Consider the following 17,675-nt stretch of genomic DNA (forward strand, 5'->3'; position numbering starts at 1 on the left):
CGCGCGAGGGCCACGACGACACCGTTCGTCGTCGCGGCCCTCGCGGTCGCTCAGCAGGGCTCAGCAGCGGGGCTCAGTAGCCCGCGTCGGCCTCCAGGCCCCCGACGACCTTCGCCGTGCCCGACAGCCCGAGCCGCGTGGCCCCGGCCTCGACCATCGCGAGCGCGTCGGCCGCCGTCCGGACACCGCCCGAGGCCTTGACCCCGAGGCGACCACCCACGGTCTGCGCCATGAGCCGCACCGCGTGCACGGTCGCTCCGCCCGTGGGGTGGAAGCCGGTCGAGGTCTTGACGAAGTCGGCGCCCGCCGCCTCGGCGGCCTGGCAGGCCCGCACGATCTCGTCGTCGGTCAGCGCCGCGGACTCGATGATGACCTTGAGCACCGTGGGGGCGGGCACGGCGGCGCGCACGGCGGCGATGTCGGCCTGCACGTCGTCGAACCGGCCCTCCTTGGCCGCACCCACGTCGATCACCATGTCGACCTCGTCGGCGCCGTCCGCGACCGACCGGGCCGCCTCGGCCGCCTTGATCTCGCTGTGGTGCTTGCCCGAGGGGAACCCGCACACGGTCGCGACCTTGAGGCCCGGCACCGACGAGACGTCCACCGGCAGGAACGAGGGCGAGATGCAGATCGAGTAGACGCCCAGCGTGCCGGCCTCCGCGACGAGCGCGTCGATGTCGGCGCGGGTCGCCTCGGGCTTGAGCAGCGTGTGGTCGACGAGCTGCGCGAGCGCGGCGGCGTCCAACGGTTCGTGGGTCATGCGCGGTGCCTTCCTCCCCGGGCCGCGGCGTACGCAGGCCGGATCACGGTGTCGATCAGGGCGGCGCGCTCGTCGTCGTGGACGAACGCGTGAGCGGCCGCGGTGACGGCCACGTCTTCGAGGTCGTGCAACGTCCAGCCCGCCTGCTCGACGAGGAGCGCGAGCTCGCGTCCGAGCGACGTGCCGGACTGCAGCCGGTTGTCGGTGTTGACGGTCACCGCGAAGCCGAGCTCGTGCAGGCGCGTCACGGGGTGCTCCGCGATCGACGGCGCTCCGCCGGTCTGCACGTTCGACGACGGGCAGACCTCGAGCGCGAGCCGACGGTCGCGGACCCAGTGCGCGAGCAGGCCCAGCCGGTCGCCGAGCTCGTCGACGCCCACGTCGTCCGCCAGGCGCACGCCGTGCCCCAGGCGCAGCGCGCCCTGCGCGACCGCGTCCGCGACCGAGTCGGTGCCTGCGGCCTCACCCGCGTGCAACGTGCACGGGAAGTGCGCGTGGCGCAGCGCGTCGAACACCTCGGGGTGCGCCGACGGCGGGTACCCGTCCTCCGGCCCCGCGAGGTCGAACGCGACGACGCCTGCGTCACGGTTGGCGACCGCCAGCTCGGCGACCTCCTGCCACCGGTCCAGGTGGCGCATCGCGCACAGGATGGCCAGGACGCGGATCGGGTGACCGTCGGCGCGCGCCCGCGCGACGCCCTCGTCGAACCCCGCGCGCACCGCGTCGACGACCTCCTGCAGCGTCAGCCCTTGCTCGACGTGCTGCTCGGGCGCGAACCGGATCTCGGCGTAGACCACGCCGTCGGCTGCCAGGTCGAGCACGGCCTCGCGCGCGACCCGCTGCAGCGCGGGCGCCGTCTGCAGCACCGTGACCGTGTGGACGAAGGTCTCGAGGTAGCGCTCGAGCGAGCCCGTCGACGCGGCCTCGACGAACCAGCGGCCGAGCTCGTCGGCGTCGGTCGTGGGCAGCTCGTGCCCGATCTCGGCCGCGAGCTCGACGATGGTCGCGGGCCGCAGGCCGCCGTCGAGGTGGTCGTGCAGCAGCACCTTGGGCAGCGACGGGATCAGCGCGACGAGCGCCTCGACCGACCCGGTGTCGTCGGGTTCCTGGGCGTCGGAGGTCTGCTCGTCGGCGACACTCTCGGCGACCTCGTCGGTGCCGACGGGCTCGGTGCTCGCCGGGCTGCTCTCGTCGTTCGTGCTCACGCGTCGTCCTCGTCGTCCGCCGGAACCTCGGTGTCCTGCTCCACGACGTCCGCCTCGTCGGCGGTGCCGTCACGGTCGGGTCGTGCGAACCCCGGCGTGTACTCCTCGGGGTCGGACGCGGGTGCGTCGTCGTCGGTCAGGCGTGCCGGGACGTCGGGGTCGACGGGTTCGATCCCCGCGTCGCGCCACGCGTCCGGTCCGGGCAGCGTGCTCATCGCGTCCTCCTCATCGACGGTCGTCCACCCATCCTTCTCCCCGCGACCGACCCGCGCCATCGGGCCGTCGTCGCAGGTCAGCCCGCGGTCGGACCGGTCCGGCGACCCGCGGCCCCGACGAGGCCGCGGGCGACTGCCGCCGAGCTCAGGCCGTGATCCGGTCGAGCACGAGCGGACCAGCGCCGGGTGCAGCGGCCGCATCGACGACGATCCCACCGGCGAGGGCCTCACGCGCCCTCCCGAACCGTTCCGGGGTGTCGGTGTGCAGCGTGAGGACGGGCTGACCCGCGGTGACCCGCTCGCCGGGGCGCACGTGGATCTGGACGCCCGCCCCGGCCTGCACCGGGTCCTCCTTGCGCGCACGGCCCGCGCCGAGACGCCACGCCGCGACGCCCACCGCGTACGCGTCGAGCGTGGTCAGGACGCCGTCGGACTCCGCGAGCACCTGCTCGGTCTCGCGCGCGTACGGCAGCGGGGCGTCGGGGTCGCCGTCCTGCGCGCGGATCATGGCGCGCCACGCGTCCATCGCGCGACCGTCGGCGAGAGCCGCCGCGGGGTCCGCGTCGGGGCGTCCGGCGGCGTCGAGCATCTCGCGCGCGAGCGCGATCGTGAGCTCGACGACGTCCGCCGGGCCACCGCCCGCGAGCACCTCGACCGACTCCCGGACCTCGAGCGCGTTACCGGCGGTCAGGCCGAGCGGGGTCGACATGTCGGTGAGCAGCGCGACGGTCGTGACGCCCGCGTCGGTCCCCAGCTCGACCATGGTCCGCGCGAGCTCGCGCGCCCGGTCGAGGTCCTTCATGAACGCCCCCGAGCCGACCTTGACGTCGAGCACGAGCGAGTCGGTGCCCTCCGCGATCTTCTTGCTCATGATCGAGCTCGCGATCAGCGGGATGGCCTCGACCGTGCCGGTGACGTCACGCAGCGCGTACAGCTTGCGGTCGGCGGGCGCCAGGCCCGATCCCGCCTGGCAGATGACCGCGCCCACGTCGGCGAGCTGGCGCATCATCTCGTCGTTGCTGAGGGCGGCGCGCCAGCCGGGGATCGACTCGAGCTTGTCGAGCGTGCCCCCGGTGTGGCCCAGCCCGCGGCCCGAGAGCTGCGGCACGGCGACGCCGAACACCGCCACGAGCGGCGCGAGCGGCAGCGTGATCTTGTCGCCGACACCGCCCGTCGAGTGCTTGTCGGCGGTCGGGCGGCCGAGGTCGGCGAACGACATGCGCTCGCCGGACGCGATCATCGCCGCGGTCCAGCGCGCGATCTCGGCGCGGTCCATGCCGTTGAGCAGGATCGCCATGTTGAGCGCGGACATCTGCTCGTCGGCGACGACACCGCGCGTGTACGCGTCGATCACCCAGTCGATCTGGGCGTCGCTCAGCCGCCGCCCGTCGCGCTTGGCGACGATGACGTCGACGGCGTCGAAGGACTCGCTCATGATGCTCCTGCTGCTCGTTCGGTGAGGTCGTCCGGGCCGAAGGCGTCGGGCAGGACCTCCGTCATCGGCCGGATGCCGCTGACGGTCTCCAGCACGAGGCCCGCGCCGCCGTGCTCCCACAGGAGCTGCCGGCACCGGCCGCACGGCATGAGCACGTTGCCGTGCCCGTCCACGCACGTGAACGCCACGAGGCGCCCACCGCCCGACATCACCAGCGCCGAGACGAGCGAGCACTCGGCGCACAACGTGACGCCGTAGCTCGCGTTCTCGACGTTGCAGCCCGACACCACGCGACCGTCGTCGACGATCGCGGCGGCCCCCACGGGGAACGTCGAGTACGGCACGTACGCCTTGGCCATCGCTTCCGTGGCGACCGCGCGCAGCGCGTCCCAGTCCACCTGCACCCGACTCACTCCTTGATGTACGGCACGCCGTCGGCGGCCGGGGCCCGCGACCGTCCGACGAGCCCGGCGACCGCCAGGATCGTCACGACGTACGGGAGCATGAGCATGAACTGGCTGGGCACGGGCGCACCGACGATCGACAGCGCACCCTCGAGGTTCGAGGCGAACCCGAACAGCAGCGCCGCGAGCGCGGCGCGGATCGGGTCCCACTTGCCGAAGATGACGGCGGCCAGGGCGATGAAGCCCGCACCCGCGGTCATCTCCTTGCCGAAGCTCGAGACCGAGACGACCGTGTAGAACGCCCCGCCGACGCCCGCGATCGCACCCGCGATCACGAGGGCGCGGTACCGCGTGCGCTCGACCTTGATGCCGACGGTGTCGGCCGCGCTCGGGTGCTCGCCCACGGCCCGGACCCGCAGTCCCCAGCGGGTGCGCATGAGCGCGAACCACACGGCGGGGACCGTCAGGTACATGACGTAGACGACGATCGTCTGGTTGAACAGCGCCGGGCCGATGACCGGGATCTTCGACAGGAGCGGGATCGCGATGCGGGAGAACCGCTCGGTGTCGTTGAACCGCTCGGCGTTCGGCACGAGCACCTGCGAGTACAGGAAGCTCGTCATGCCGATCACGAGCACGTTGAGCACGACACCGACGATGACCTGGTTGACCTTGTAGGTGATCGCGAAGACGCCGAGCACGAGCGCGACGAGCACGCCCGAGACGATCGCGGCGACCAGTCCGGCCCACGGGCTGCCCGTGACCGAGCCGACGAAGGCGCCCGTGAACGCGCCCGCGAGCAGCTGGCCCTCGATCGCGATGTTGACGACGCCCGCGCGCTCACCGATCACGCCGCCGAGCGCACCGAACACGATCGGCACGGACAGCAGCACCGAGCCGCCGATCAGGCGGACGGCGGGGATGTCGCTCGGGCTGCCCGCCGCCGCCCAGGCAAGGAACCCGACCAGGAAGACGAAGGCGAACACCAGGGAGATCCACCCCGGGACCCGGCGGCGCCGGGCGACCAGGACGAACGCGGCGACCGTCGCGAGGCCCATGATGACGACCGCGGTCCACGCGGTCGCCATCCCGGGCACGGTCGCGTTCGGGATGGTGAACAGGTCACCGACCGTCGCGAACCGGAACGTCGCGTCACCCTCACGAGGGACCGCGAGCAGGAGGATCGCGAACAGCCCCGTGACGATCGCGAACGCGATCGGGGCCTTGCGGCTGATCACCTGGACGCGGCGGTGCTCGCCGGCGTCCGGGACGGCCGCGGGTGCGGGTGCCAGGGCGGTCATCGAGCTGCTCCGTCCGCCGTCGGGGTGGTGGGTGCGGCCATCGCCGCGGCCGCCTTGGGCTCACGCGGCTTCTTCTTGCCCGTGCGGTGCTTCTCCGGCTGGGGCAGCCGGAAGATCGCGCGGACCAGCGGCGGGGCCGCGATGAACAGCACGATGAGGGACTGGACGACGAGCACGATCTCGATCGGGATGCCCTCGCCCGCCTGCATGGCCGAGCCGCCCGCCTTGAACGCGCCGAACAGCAGGCTCGCGAAGAACACGCCGACGGGCTGCGAGCTGCCGAGCAGCGCCACGGTGATCGCGTCGAAGCCGACGCCCGCGTCGATGTCGGAGCCGAAGCCGTTGGTGATGAGCCCGAGCACCTGCGTCGAACCGGCCGCGCCGATGAGCGCGCCACCCACGAGCATCGACCCGATGATCGTGCGCGAGACGTTCACGCCCGCCACCCGGCCGGCGAACTGGTTCTCGCCGATCATCCGGAACCGGAAGCCGAGGCTCGAGCGGTTGAGCAGGAACCAGACGAGCACCACGGCGACGAGCGCGAGCAGGAAGCCCAGGTGCAGCGGGTACTGCGGCCCGAAGATGCGCGGCAGGATCGCCGTGCTCGCCATGGGCGGCGTCTTCGGGTTCGCGGAGCCCGGCGCCTGCAGCAGGCCGGGCGTGGCCAACAGGTAGGACAACAGGTAGAACGCGATGTAGTTGAGCATGATCGTGACGATCACCTCGTGCGCGCCCGTGGTCGCCTTGAGCACCCCGGCGATGCCCGCCCACAAGGCTCCGGCCACGACACCCGCGGCGACGGCGACGACGATGTGCAGCCCGGCCGGCAGGTCGAACGAGAAGCCGACCCAGCCCGCCGCGGCGGCCGACATGAGCATCTGCCCCTGGCCACCGATGTTGAACATGCCCGAGCGGAAGCCGATGGCGACACCCAGCCCGGCGAGGATCAGCGGCGTCGCATACGTCAGCGACTGCGTGAGCGGCCGGATCGACTTGGCGAACGTGTCCGCGTTGTAGTTGTAGACCGCGCCGCGGAACAGCGCCGAGTACGCGCCACCGACCGCGTCGCCCACGGCCTTGAGCAGGTCGGCGGGCCGGGAGAAGAAGTAGCTCGCCGCGTCCTGCACCTCGGGGTCGGTGACCGCGATCATGATCGAGCCGGCCAGCACGGCGAGCAGCACGGCGCCGACGGCGACGGCCCAGCCGCCCGACGTCGCGCGCGCGATCGCCTCCTGCCACCGGCGGTCGGGACCGCCGTCCCCGCCGCCCGACTCCGGGCTCGTGGGTGCGACCGCCCGAGCGGCGGCGTCGCCGCTCGGTGCGCTCTGCTCTGCGCTCATGCCGCCGCTCCTGCGTCGTCGGGCGCGATGCCGGCCATCATCAGGCCGATCACGTCGCGCGGGGTCGTCGCCGGCACGATGCCGACCACACGACCGCGGTACATCACGAGGATCCGGTCGCCCAGGGCGACCGCCTCGTCGAGCTCGGTCGCGAGGACCACGACCGGGATGCCCGCGTCGCGCGTCTCGACGATCCGCTTGTGGATGAACTCGATCGAGCCCACGTCGACGCCGCGCGTCGGCTGGGCCGCGACCAGCAGGCGCAGCTTGCGCGACAGCTCACGCGCGAGGACGACCTTCTGCTGGTTGCCGCCCGAGAGCCGCCCGGCCGGGACGTCGATCCCCTGCGTGCGGATGTCGAACTCGTCGACCTTGTCGTGCGCGAACTGGTCGCGGGCCTTGAGCTGGAGCAGCCCGTAGCGCGCGAACGGCGCCTCGTCGGCACGGTTCAGCATGAGGTTCTCGGCGACCGTGAACGAGCCCACGAGCCCGTCCACGCCGCGGTCCTCGGGGACGAACCCGAGCCCGGCGTCGATGATCTGGCGCACGCTGCGCCCGACGAGCTCCACGCCGTCCAGCGTGATGCTCCCGCTGACGGAGGACTGCAGACCCGCGAGCGCCTCGGCGAGCTCGGTCTGCCCGTTGCCCTGCACGCCGGCGACGACCAGCACCTCGCCGCCGCGGACCGTGAACGACACGTCGTCGACGAGCACGGTGCCCCGCGCGTCACTGACGTCGAGGTGGCTGACGACGAGCTCCGAGGTCCCGTACTGCGGGGCCTCCTTGTGCACCGTCAGCTCGACGGCACGGCCGACCATGAGCGCGGCGAGCTCGGCGTCGCTCGCGCCCGGCGAGGCCTCGCCGACGATCGCCCCGCGGCGCACGACGGTGATGCGGTCCGCGACCTCGCGGACCTCACGCAGCTTGTGGGTGATGAAGACGATCGCGACGCCCTCGGACTTGAGCTGGCGCATGATCGCCATGAGCTCGTCGGTCTCCTGCGGCGTCAGCACCGCGGTCGGCTCGTCGAAGACGAGGACCTTGGCGTCGCGCGAGAGGGCCTTGATGATCTCGACGCGCTGCTGCACGCCGACGGGCAGCTCCTCGACGAGCGCGTCGGGGTCGACGTGGAACCCGAACCGGTCGGCGATCTCGCGCACCTTCGCGCGGCCCGCCTCGAGGTCGAGCCTGCCGCCGCCGCGCGTCTGCTCGTGGCCGAGCATGACGTTCTCGGCGACGGTGAAGACGGGGATGAGCATGAAGTGCTGGTGGACCATGCCGATGCCGGCGGCCATCGCGTCGCCCGGGCCCGAGAAGTGCTGGACCTCGTCGTCCAGGAGGATCTCGCCCTCGTCGGCGGTGTACAGGCCGTACAGCACGTTCATCAGCGTCGACTTGCCGGCGCCGTTCTCCCCGAGGAGACAGTGGATCTCGCCCGGTTCGACGACGAGATCGATGTGGTCGTTCGCGACGAGCGACCCGAACCGCTTGGTGATGCCTCGAAGCTCAAGCCTCATGTCCTGATCCTGGTGACTGGCGGCACGCGCCGCACGACGACACGCGGCGGGGAGGCCACGCAGGGCCTCCCCGCCGCGTCGGGTTTCACAGCGTCGTGATCACTGGTTCAGGTACGAGGTGACCGTGACCTTGCCGTCGATGATGTCCTGCTGCAGCTGCTCGACCTCGGCCCACAGCGCCGGGTCGACCTTGCTCTCGAAGTTGTGCAGCGGGGCCAGGCCGACGCCACCGTTCTCGAGCGTGCCGACGTACGCCTCGGGGTCCCAGTTGCCGCTGCCGGAGGCCACGACGGCCTCCTTGGTGGAGACGTCCATCTTCTTGAGGATCGAGGTCAGGACGAGGTCCTGCGTGCTCGGGTCCGTCACGAAGAAGTCGGCGTCCACGCCGATCAGCGCGATGTCACGACCGGAGTCGGCGATCGCGTCCATGGCCGACTGGTAGATCGGGCCACCGACCGGGAGGATCACGTCGACGCCCTGGTCGATGATCCCGGCCGCGACCTCCTTGGCGCTGTCGTTCGCCTCGAAGCCACCGGTGAAGGAGCCCTTGTCGCCACCCTCGAAGCCGACGACCTGGACGGTCGTGCCCTTCGTCTTGTTGTAGTACTCGACGCCCTGCTTGAAGCCGTCCATGAAGATCGTGACGGTCGGGTAGGGCTGGCCACCGAAGGTGCCGACCTTGCCGGCCTCGGAGAAGCCGGCCGACAGGTAGCCCGCGAGGAACGCGGCCTGCGCCGTGTCGTACAGCAGCGGCTTGATGTTCTCCGCGTCCTTGGTGCCGTTGAAGTCGTTGTCCGCGGCGTCGTCCACGAGGATGTAGTGGATGTCCGGGTTCTCGAGCGCGGAGGTCACCGTGTCGGCCGAGAGCGCGAAGCCGACCGAGACGATGCTGTTGCAGCCCTCGGAGACGAGGCTCTGCAGGTTGCCCGGGAAGTCGGCAGCCGAGTCGGACTGGACCTGGGCGAACTGGGCGCCGAGCTCGTCCGCGGCCGCCTTGGCGCCCTCGAAGCTCAGCTGGTTGAAGCTGCGGTCGTCGAACCCGCCGGCGTCGGAGACGATGCAGGCCTTGAAGTCGATGGCCTCGCCGGTCGGCTCGGACGAGGCCTCCGTCGTGGTCCCTGCCCCGGGCGTCGAGGTCGTGTCGTCGGGGGCGTCGCCACACGCGGCGAGCGCGAGGGCGACCGCGCCGCTGAGCGCGGCCACCTGGATGAGCTTCTTCACGCGTCACTCCTGAGTTCTCGTCAGAACGCCTGACCCGGCCCTCGGGAACGCGCAGGTGTGCGGTCCCGACCTTCGACACGGATCGGCATCGATGAGTCGGACTCTAGTGAGCGCGGGATGACGCGCATGTTACCGGCGGGTATCGCCGCAGGTTCCGTTACGGAGTTGGAATGTCGGCCCAGGTGGCGGACCTGCGGTACCGCGATGCGAGACGGGCACGGCGGACGTTCGGGACACCTCAGGCAGGCGTCCCGGCGCGCACCGCGGCGCGTGCGAGCAGCAGCGCACCCGCCTCGACCGCCCGTTCGTCGACGACGAGGTCGCCCTGGTGGATGTCGTACGTGCGCCCGCCCGGCGTCCGCGTCCCCAGGCGCGCCATCGCACCCGGGACGCGCGTGAGGTACCACGCGAAGTCCTCGCCGCCGAGCGACTGCTCGGTCAGGTTCACGGCGTGCTCGCCGAGCACGTCGCGCGCGGCGGCCTCCAGCACGGTCGTCGCGCGCTCGTCGTTCTCGACCGGCGGCACGCCGCGCTGGTGCCGGATCTCGACCTCGACGTCGTACGGCGCGACGACCTGCTCGACCGCGTCGTGGAACACCTGCGACGCGGTCTCCCATGCACGCACGTCGAGGCAGCGCAGGGTCCCGCGCACCGAGCCCGCGCCGGGGATGACGTTGTGCGCCGTGCCCGCCTGGATCGCGCCCCACGTGAGGTTCACGCCCGAGCGCGGGTCGAGGCGCCGACCGAGGATCGCGGGCACCTGCGTGACGACCTGCGCCATCGCGTAGACGAGGTCGCCCGTCAGGTGCGGCCGCGACGTGTGGCCCCCGGCGCCCGCGAACGTCACGGTCACCTCGTCGCTCGCGGACGTGATGGGCCCGATGCGCGTGCCCACCTGGCCGACGTCGACCTTGGGGTCGCAGTGCACCGCGAAGATCTGCGCGACGCCGTCGAGGCCGCCCGCGGCGATCACGTCGAGCGAGCCGCCCGGCTGCACCTCCTCGGCAGGCTGGAAGATCAGGCGCACGCCGGTCTCGAGCTCGCCCGCGGCCGCGAGCTCCGCGAGCGCGAGCCCCGCGCCCAGCACTGCCGTGGTGTGCACGTCGTGCCCGCACGCGTGCGCGACGCCGCGGTGCGTCGACGTCCACGGCAGGCCGCAGTCGTCCGCGACGGGCAGGGCGTCGAGGTCGGCGCGCAGGCCGATGCGCCCGCGCCCGGTCTGGGCGTGCGAAGGGCCGATGTCGCACACGAGCCCGCTGCCGGGCAGGAGCCGGGGCTCGAGACCGGCCACCCGCAGCCGGTCGGCGACGACGCGCGTGGTGCGCTCCTCGGTGCGCGCGAGCTCGGGGTGCGCGTGCAGGTCACGCCGGATCTCGACGAGCTCGTCGCGCAGCGAGTCGACGAGGCGCGCGAGCCGCAGCACCGCGGCGGTGGTCGGCGCCGGGCGCAGCGAGTCGAGCGAGGGCACGGTGGAAGGCAGGACGGGCACCTGGCGAGGTTATCGCCGCACGTCGTCGCGGGTCGCGGCGTCCCACCGCCACGACGCGGCCGCCGACGTCGGGCACTGCCTCAGCACGGCGCTGCCGGAGCAGGGCCCCTACAGCAGGTCGTCGCGCCCTGCGGCCCGCCAGCCGTCGACCGCCGCCTTGACCTGCTGCGCGTGCGCCCGGGTCGTGACCAGCAGCGCGTCGGGGGTGTCGACGACGACCGCGTCCGGGATGCCGACGACCGACACGGTCCGCCCCGCGGCGGGCACGACGAACGCGTCGGGCGCCTCCACGCGCAGCACGGCCGCGTCGTCGCCCAGCGTCGTGGTGGGCAGCAGGCCGGCGAGCGAGTCGAAGTCGCCGACGTCGTCCCAGCCGAAGTCGCCTGGCACCACGGCCACGCCCCCCGCGGCGGCCACGGGCTCGGCGATCGCGTGGTCGATCGCGATCTTCGTCAGCCCCGGCCACACACGCGCCAGCACCTCGTCGCGCGCGTCGGTGTCCCACGCTCGGCCGATCTCCCGCAGGCCCGAGGCCAGGCCCGGGATCTGCTGGGCGAGGTGGTCGAGCAGCACCGCGGCGCGCACGACGAACATGCCCGCGTTCCAGCGGTACTCCCCCGTCGCGAGGTAGGCGACCGCCGTCTGCTCGTCGGGCTTCTCGACGAACCCGGCGACGTGCCGCGCGCTGGGCGCGTCCGCGACCCCGAGCGGCGCGGCGGAGCGGATGTAGCCGAACGCGGTCGACGGACCGGTCGCGGTGATCCCGATCGTCACGACGAACCCCTCGCGCGCGGCCGCGACGGCCTCACGGACGGCGCGCTCGAACTCGGGCGCGCCGTGGATCACGTGGTCCGCGGCGAACGAGCCGAGCACGACGTCGTCGCCGTGCCGCTCGACGAGGATCGCCGCGGCCAGGCCGATCGCCGCCATCGAGTCACGCGGCGAGGGCTCGACGACCAGGCGGCCGCGCTCCTCGTCGGCCCCGAGCCCCGGCACCTGCTGCGCGACCGCGGCCGCGTGCCGGACGCCGGTCACGACGACCACGCCGTCGGCGCCGGTCAACGGCGTCAGCCGGTCGACCGTCGCCTGCAGCAGCGTGCGTCCGGACCCGGTGAGGTCGAGCAGGAACTTCGGGTGCCCGGCGCGCGACAGCGGCCACAGCCGGGTGCCGGCCCCGCCCGCGGGGACCACGGCGTGGAAGCCCGGGATGCGCGCGGTCGAGGCGGCAGGCGCGTCGTCGTAGGACATGCGCGTCAGGCTAGTTGGTCGGCCCCGCCACCGGGCCGGCGACGATCACGCGGAACGACCACGCACACACCGCCCGACTGCGCGTCCACGGTCTCACGGTGTGGACTTGGTCACACGCGGGGCCTCGGACCTAGGGCGGTGCTCACCCACCCTGGTGGGTCTATACAGTGAGGTACGCCCATGGGACGAGGCCGTCCCACCCCTGACTCGCCAGGAGGCACCGCCCGTGTCCGCAGCGCCCACCGCGCCCTCCTCGCCACCGGCGAAGACCAAGGCGCCCCTCGGCACTCTCTATCGAGGGCGTGAGGGGATGTGGTCCTGGGTCGCGCACCGCGTCACCGGCGTCGCGATCTTCTTCTTCCTGCTCGTGCACGTGCTCGACACGTCGCTCGTGCGCGTCTCCCCGGAGGCGTACAACGAGGTCATCGGGACGTACAAGAACCCGGTCATGGGGCTGGGCGAAGCGGGCCTCGTCGCCGCGATCGTGTTCCACGCCTTCAACGGCGTCCGCATCATGCTCGTCGACTTCTGGGCCAAGGGCCCGAAGTACCAGCGCGTGATGCTGTGGATCGTCATCGGCCTGTTCGTCGTGACCATGGCGGGCTTCCTGCCGCGGCACCTCATGCACGTCTTCGGGGGTGAGTGACCGATGACCACCATCGCCGACCCCAAGGCGCCGCGCCCGCCGCGCGCCCGCCCGTCGCGGCTGACGACGCGTGGCAACACCGAGCTCTACGGCTGGGTCTTCATGCGCGCGTCGGGCGCCCTGCTGATCGTGCTGATCTTCGGGCACCTGTTCATGAACCTCGTCGCGGGTGACGGCATCTCCGCGATCGACTTCGGCTTCGTCGCCGGCAAGTGGGCCTCGCCGCTGTGGCAGATCTGGGACCTGCTCATGCTCTGGCTCGCGATGATCCACGGCACGAACGGCATGCGCACGATCGTCAACGACTACGCGAGCAAGGACGGCACGCGCCTGGTCCTCAAGGGCCTGCTGTACCTCGCGTTCACCGTGACCGTGGTCCTGGGGACGCTCGTGATCTTCACGTTCGACCCGTGCCCCACCGATGCGCCGCTGAACCTGCTGCCGTCGTTCTGCACCGCCTGACGCCCGAAGGAACCCCAGACACATGCAGACCCACCAGTACGACGTCGTCATCGTCGGCGCGGGCGGTGCCGGGATGCGCGCGGCGCTCGAGTCGTCGACGCGCGTGCGGACCGCCGTCATCAGCAAGCTCTACCCCACGCGCTCCCACACCGGCGCGGCGCAGGGCGGCATGTGCGCCGCCCTGGCCAACGTCGAGGAGGACAACTGGGAGTGGCACACGTTCGACACCGTCAAGGGCGGTGACTACCTGGTCGACCAGGACGCCGCCGAGATCATGGCCAAGGAGGCCATCGACGCGGTGCTCGACCTCGAGAAGATGGGTCTGCCGTTCAACCGCACGCCCGAGGGCCGGATCGACCAGCGTCGGTTCGGCGGGCACACGCGCAACCACGGCGAGGCCGCCGTGCGCCGCGCGTGCTACGCCGCGGACCGCACGGGCCACATGATCCTGCAGACGCTCTACCAGCAGTGCGTGAAGAACGACGTCGAGTTCTTCAACGAGTTCTACGTGCTCGACCTGCTCGTCGACCACGACCTCGCCGCGGGCCACGTGGCCGAGGGCGAGGAGGTCAACGTCTCGGGCGTCGTCGCGTACGAGCTCGCCACGGGTGAGATCCACGTCTTCCAGGCCAAGGCCGTCGTGTTCGCCACGGGCGGCGCGGGCAAGATATTCAAGACGACCTCGAACGCGCACACGCTCACGGGCGACGGCATGGCGCTGGCGTACCGCCGCGGCATCCCGCTCGAGGACATGGAGTTCTTCCAGTTCCACCCGACCGGCCTCGCGGGCCTGGGCATCCTGCTGTCCGAGGCCGCGCGCGGCGAGGGCGGCATCCTGCGCAACTCCGACGGCGAGCGCTTCATGGAGCGCTACGCCCCGACGATCAAGGACCTGGCCCCGCGCGACATCGTCGCCCGGTCCATGGCCAACGAGGTCCGCGAGGGCCGCGGCGCGGGTCCGAACAAGGACTACGTGCTGCTCGACCTGACGCACCTCGAGCCCGCGCACATCGACGCCAAGCTCCCCGACATCACCGAGTTCGCGCGCACGTACCTCGGCATCGAGCCGTACACCGAGCCCGTCCCGGTGTACCCGACCGCGCACTACGCGATGGGCGGCATCCCGACGAACGTCGAGGGTGAGGTGCTGCGCAACGACACCGACGTCATCAAGGGCCTCTACGCGGCCGGCGAGGTCGCGTGCGTCTCGGTGCACGGCTCCAACCGCCTGGGCACCAACTCGCTGCTCGACATCAACGTGTTCGGCAAGCGCGCGGGTCGCTCCGCGGCGGCGTACGCCGCGCAGGCCGCGTTCGTCGAGATCCCGGACAGCCCGGCCGCCACGGTCGAGTCCGAGCTCGAGACGATCCGCACCCGCCCGGACGGGGAGCGTGTCGCGGACATCCGCAAGGCGTTGCAGGAGACCATGGACGCGAACGCGCAGGTGTTCCGCACCGCGGAGTCCCTGACCCAGGCGCTGTCCGACGTCAAGGCGCTGCAGAAGCGGTTCCAGGCGGTGTCCGTGCAGGACAAGTCCCGCACGTTCAACACCGACCTGCTCGAGGCCGTCGAGCTGGGCTTCCTGCTGGACATCGCCGAGACGGTCGTCGTCGGTGCGCTCAACCGCAAGGAGTCGCGCGGCGGTCACTTCCGCGAGGACTTCCCCGACCGGGACGACGCGGGCTACATGCGGCACACCATGGCGTACCGTCGCCCGGTGCCGACCGAGGGGCGGCAGTGGTCCGCGGGCGGCGACGGCGACTCCGAGGGGTCGTTCCACCACGTCGAGACGTTCGACGACTACCAGCTGGTGCTCGGCTCCAAGCCCGTCACCATGACCCGCTACCAGCCGATGGAGCGCAAGTACTGATGAGTGCCACGATCGAGGACGCCCCCAAGGTCGGGTCCGTGCCGACGTTCACGGTCACCCTGCGCGTCGCGCGTCACCTGCCCGCCGACGACGGCACCGCCGACACGCGCTGGGACGAGTTCCAGCTCCAGGTGCACGGCACCGACCGCGTGCTGGACGCGCTGCACATGGTCAAGTGGGACCAGGACGGCTCGCTGACGTTCCGCCGCTCGTGCGCGCACGGCATCTGCGGCTCCGACGCGATGCGGATCAACGGCCGCAACCGGCTCGCGTGCAAGACGCTGCTGAAGGACCTCGACCCGTCCAAGCCGATCACGGTCGAGCCCATCAAGGGCCTGCCGGTGATCAAGGACCTCGTGGTCGACATGGAGCCGTTCTTCGCCTCCTACCGCGAGATCATGCCGTTCCTCATCACCACGGGGAACGAGCCGACCAAGGAGCGCCTGCAGTCCGCCGAGCAGCGCGCACGGTTCGACGACACGACCAAGTGCATCCTGTGCGCGTCGTGCACGTCGTCGTGCCCGGTGTTCTGGACCGACGGGCAGTACTTCGGCCCCGCTGCGATCGTCAACGCGCACCGGTTCATCTTCGACAGCCGCGACGAGGGCGGAGCCCAGCGCCTCGAGATCCTCAACGACAAGGAGGGCGTGTGGCGCTGTCGCACGACCTTCAACTGCACCGAGGCGTGCCCGCGCGGCATCGAGGTCACGAAGGCGATCCAAGAGGTCAAGCGCGCGATGATCACGCGCGCGTTCTGAGGGCCGTGGAGCGCTCCGGCGCGTCGGGTGAGGAGACCGAGGTCGTCCTGCCCGGCGGCAACGTCGGCGGCGCGGTCCGTGTCGGGGCGACGGTGCGCCGCCCGACGGGACCGTGGACGCCGGCCGTCCACGAGCTGCTGACGTTCCTGACGGACGCGGGCCTGCGCTGCGTGCCGCGCGTGCACGGGTTCGACGAGCGGGGCCGGGAGGTCCTCGACTTCCTGCCGGGCGACGTCGTGCCCGTCGGCGTCACCGAGCTCTCCGACGCGCAGCTGGCCTCGGCCGCGCGGTGGCTGCGCGACTTCCACACCGTCGTCGCCGGATTCCCGCGCGGGTCGCGGCGCTGGCGCTTCACCGAGCGCGCGCTGGGGCCGGGCGAGATCGTCTGCCACCACGACTCCGCGATGTACAACCTCGCGTTCGACGGCGACGAGCTCGTCGGGGTCTTCGACTGGGACGTCGCGGGGCCGGGCGTGCCGCTCGACGACCTGGCGATGCTCGCCTGGGCGTCGCCGCTGCTCGTCCCCGACGGCGACTCAGCCCGGATGGCCCACGGCCTGCGCGTGCTCGCCGACGCGTACGGCGACGTCGACCCGGTGGCCCTGCTGCTGCACGTCGAGCAACGCATGACGGCCTCGTGCGATCGCATCGCGGCAGGTCAGCGTGCGGGCGACGAGGGCATGCGCCGCCTCGGCGAACGCGGTGAGCCCGCCGCCACACGGGCCCGGCTCGCGCGGCTCGTCGCCCGCACCGACGAGCTCACCGACGCGCTCGCACGCGCCTGAGGCGTCACGCCTCCTGCGGCACCGGCGAGGGCTGGGGCGGCGGGTTCGCGGTCCACGCCGCGGCGAGCAGCACGATGCGCGCGATGAGGTTGACCCACACGAGCAGGGTCACGACGACCGCGAACGACGCCAGCACGGGGTTCTTCGTCGCGCTCCCGGCGACCACCGATGTCCCGAGGATGCGCACGACCCCGATGCCCGCGGCAGCGATCGCCGCACCGCGCAGCAGGTCGCGCCGGGGCGGGTGCTCGTCCGCCAGGACCCGCACGACCAGCACGAACACGGCCGCGTCGACGACGAACGCCACGAGCGCACCCGCGACGCCCACGGCCACGGTCGACGCGCCGCCCCAGCCGAGCTCGCGCAGCACCCACTGCACGGCACCGGCGACCGCGGTCGTGAGCAGCGCCGAGGCGAGCACCGCGAGCGCGAAGCCCGCGAGCCCGCCGAGCTCGCGCAGCTTGCCGAGCACCAGGTTGCCGCCCCCGCCCTCGTCGGAGAACATCGCGCGCACGCCGGTGCGCAGCGCGGCGGTGGCCGCCAGGGCGGACAGCAGCAGCACGACGAACGCGACCACGCCCGCCGCCGTCAGGCCCGCGCTCAGGTGCAGCGTGGCGGGGTCGACGAGGCCCTCGTCGCCCGGGCTCGTCTTCACCAGGCCGGGAACCGCGCTGTCGATCGACTCGAGCACCTGGGAGCGCAGCTCCTCGTTCCCGCCGAGCACGGCCATGAAGATCGTCCAGCCGATCGTGAGCGCCGCGAACACCGAGAACAGCGCGGCGTACGCGATGCCGCCCGTCAGGACTCCCCCTCCGCGGGCGCCGAACCGCGCGTTCGCGCGGGCGGGGCGCGTCGCCTGCCACCAGGCGAGCAGCGCGCGCACGCGGGCGACGAGGCGCGCGGGGAGGGACGCGCGCGCCGGGAGGACGTCCTCGCCGACGTCCTGCGCGGCGTGCAGGTGCGCCGCCCCCGAGCCTGCCGCGGGCTCCACCTCGTCGTCTCGTCGTTCCACGGCACGA

The 17,675-nt window shown here is 72.3% G+C and carries 17 protein-coding genes; 5 read left to right on the plus strand and 12 right to left on the minus strand.

The window, feature by feature from the left end:
- Window positions 1-73: 73 nt before the first annotated feature.
- The 11 genes from deoC to CGE01nite_RS03175 form a co-directional block, all read right to left on the minus strand.
- Window positions 74-760, minus strand: a complete 687-nt coding sequence (gene deoC, locus CGE01nite_RS03125) for a deoxyribose-phosphate aldolase (RefSeq protein ID WP_048341231.1) — start codon at window positions 758-760, stop codon at window positions 74-76.
- Window positions 757-1,827 (minus strand): adenosine deaminase, encoded by a 1,071-nt coding sequence (locus CGE01nite_RS03130; RefSeq protein WP_141368992.1) that lies wholly within the window; start codon window positions 1,825-1,827, stop codon window positions 757-759. Before CGE01nite_RS03130 ends, deoC begins: the two co-directional genes overlap by 4 nt.
- A gap of 134 nt (window positions 1,828-1,961) precedes the next feature.
- A complete protein-coding gene (locus CGE01nite_RS03135) occupies window positions 1,962-2,180 on the minus strand; it encodes a hypothetical protein (protein WP_048341262.1) in 219 nt (72 codons plus the stop codon).
- 145 nt (window positions 2,181-2,325) lie between these two features.
- Window positions 2,326-3,615, minus strand: coding sequence for a thymidine phosphorylase (locus tag CGE01nite_RS03140; RefSeq protein WP_048341232.1), 1,290 nt, complete (start codon window positions 3,613-3,615; stop codon window positions 2,326-2,328).
- A complete protein-coding gene (locus tag CGE01nite_RS03145) occupies window positions 3,612-4,019 on the minus strand; it encodes a cytidine deaminase (protein WP_048341233.1) in 408 nt (135 codons plus the stop codon). Before CGE01nite_RS03145 ends, CGE01nite_RS03140 begins: the two co-directional genes overlap by 4 nt.
- A 5-nt stretch (window positions 4,020-4,024) precedes the next feature.
- A complete protein-coding gene (locus tag CGE01nite_RS03150) occupies window positions 4,025-5,320 on the minus strand; it encodes an ABC transporter permease (protein WP_053071470.1) in 1,296 nt (431 codons plus the stop codon).
- The gene (locus tag CGE01nite_RS03155; RefSeq protein ID WP_141368930.1) at window positions 5,317-6,660 is read right to left on the minus strand and encodes an ABC transporter permease; all 1,344 of its coding nucleotides are present in this window, start codon (window positions 6,658-6,660) and stop codon (window positions 5,317-5,319) included. The genes CGE01nite_RS03150 and CGE01nite_RS03155 overlap by 4 nt, the downstream gene beginning before the upstream one ends.
- Window positions 6,657-8,177, minus strand: a complete 1,521-nt coding sequence (locus CGE01nite_RS03160) for an ABC transporter ATP-binding protein (RefSeq protein WP_048341235.1) — start codon at window positions 8,175-8,177, stop codon at window positions 6,657-6,659. The genes CGE01nite_RS03155 and CGE01nite_RS03160 overlap by 4 nt, the downstream gene beginning before the upstream one ends.
- A gap of 99 nt (window positions 8,178-8,276) precedes the next feature.
- Window positions 8,277-9,398: a BMP family lipoprotein gene (locus tag CGE01nite_RS03165; RefSeq protein ID WP_141368932.1), complete on the minus strand. Its 1,122-nt coding sequence runs from the start codon at window positions 9,396-9,398 to the stop codon at window positions 8,277-8,279.
- 238 nt (window positions 9,399-9,636) lie between these two features.
- Window positions 9,637-10,887, minus strand: coding sequence for an amidohydrolase (locus CGE01nite_RS03170; protein WP_048341237.1), 1,251 nt, complete (start codon window positions 10,885-10,887; stop codon window positions 9,637-9,639).
- Window positions 10,888-10,995: 108 nt separating this feature from the next.
- Window positions 10,996-12,135: a mannose-1-phosphate guanylyltransferase gene (locus CGE01nite_RS03175; RefSeq protein WP_141368934.1), complete on the minus strand. Its 1,140-nt coding sequence runs from the start codon at window positions 12,133-12,135 to the stop codon at window positions 10,996-10,998.
- Between the two features lie 226 nt (window positions 12,136-12,361).
- On the opposite strand from CGE01nite_RS03175, the gene sdhC reads away from it, so the two are divergent.
- The 5 genes from sdhC to CGE01nite_RS03200 are packed head-to-tail and all read left to right on the plus strand — an operon-like array spanning window position 12,362 to window position 16,656.
- Entirely contained in the window at window positions 12,362-12,781 is a 420-nt protein-coding gene (gene sdhC / locus CGE01nite_RS03180) for a succinate dehydrogenase, cytochrome b556 subunit (RefSeq protein WP_082156102.1), read from the plus strand.
- A 3-nt stretch (window positions 12,782-12,784) separates the two neighbouring features.
- Window positions 12,785-13,243, plus strand: coding sequence for a succinate dehydrogenase, hydrophobic membrane anchor protein (gene sdhD, locus CGE01nite_RS03185; protein ID WP_048341240.1), 459 nt, complete (start codon window positions 12,785-12,787; stop codon window positions 13,241-13,243).
- A gap of 22 nt (window positions 13,244-13,265) precedes the next feature.
- Window positions 13,266-15,113 carry a succinate dehydrogenase flavoprotein subunit gene (gene sdhA, locus CGE01nite_RS03190; RefSeq protein WP_141368936.1) on the plus strand — a complete coding sequence of 616 codons (1,848 nt, stop codon included), beginning with the start codon at window positions 13,266-13,268 and terminating at the stop codon, window positions 15,111-15,113.
- Window positions 15,113-15,871, plus strand: coding sequence for a succinate dehydrogenase iron-sulfur subunit (locus CGE01nite_RS03195; protein WP_048341242.1), 759 nt, complete (start codon window positions 15,113-15,115; stop codon window positions 15,869-15,871). Before sdhA ends, CGE01nite_RS03195 begins: the two co-directional genes overlap by 1 nt.
- Window positions 15,872-15,876: 5 nt before the next feature.
- The gene (locus tag CGE01nite_RS03200) at window positions 15,877-16,656 is read left to right on the plus strand and encodes a phosphotransferase (RefSeq protein WP_141368937.1); all 780 of its coding nucleotides are present in this window, start codon (window positions 15,877-15,879) and stop codon (window positions 16,654-16,656) included.
- Between the two features lie 4 nt (window positions 16,657-16,660).
- Here the strand turns inward: CGE01nite_RS03200 and CGE01nite_RS03205 are convergent, their stop codons facing one another.
- Window positions 16,661-17,668 carry a YihY/virulence factor BrkB family protein gene (locus tag CGE01nite_RS03205; RefSeq protein WP_048341244.1) on the minus strand — a complete coding sequence of 336 codons (1,008 nt, stop codon included), beginning with the start codon at window positions 17,666-17,668 and terminating at the stop codon, window positions 16,661-16,663.
- Window positions 17,669-17,675 lie beyond the last annotated feature (7 nt).

The sequence above is a fragment of the Cellulomonas gelida genome, from assembly GCF_006538725.1.
Taxonomy (GTDB): Bacteria; Actinomycetota; Actinomycetes; order Actinomycetales; family Cellulomonadaceae; genus Cellulomonas; species Cellulomonas gelida.

Coding starts and splice junctions, on each gene's coding strand:
- deoC (WP_048341231.1), bottom strand. CDS start 760: ATGACCCACGAACCGTTGGACGCCGCCGCGCTCGCGCAGCTCGTCGAC.
- CGE01nite_RS03135 (WP_048341262.1), bottom strand. CDS start 2,180: ATGAGCACGCTGCCCGGACCGGACGCGTGGCGCGACGCGGGGATCGAA.
- CGE01nite_RS03140 (WP_048341232.1), bottom strand. CDS start 3,615: ATGAGCGAGTCCTTCGACGCCGTCGACGTCATCGTCGCCAAGCGCGAC.
- CGE01nite_RS03150 (WP_053071470.1), bottom strand. CDS start 5,320: ATGACCGCCCTGGCACCCGCACCCGCGGCCGTCCCGGACGCCGGCGAG.
- CGE01nite_RS03155 (WP_141368930.1), bottom strand. CDS start 6,660: ATGAGCGCAGAGCAGAGCGCACCGAGCGGCGACGCCGCCGCTCGGGCG.
- CGE01nite_RS03160 (WP_048341235.1), bottom strand. CDS start 8,177: ATGAGGCTTGAGCTTCGAGGCATCACCAAGCGGTTCGGGTCGCTCGTC.
- CGE01nite_RS03175 (WP_141368934.1), bottom strand. CDS start 12,135: ATGTCCTACGACGACGCGCCTGCCGCCTCGACCGCGCGCATCCCGGGC.
- sdhD (WP_048341240.1), top strand. CDS start 12,785: ATGACCACCATCGCCGACCCCAAGGCGCCGCGCCCGCCGCGCGCCCGC.
- sdhA (WP_141368936.1), top strand. CDS start 13,266: ATGCAGACCCACCAGTACGACGTCGTCATCGTCGGCGCGGGCGGTGCC.
- CGE01nite_RS03195 (WP_048341242.1), top strand. CDS start 15,113: ATGAGTGCCACGATCGAGGACGCCCCCAAGGTCGGGTCCGTGCCGACG.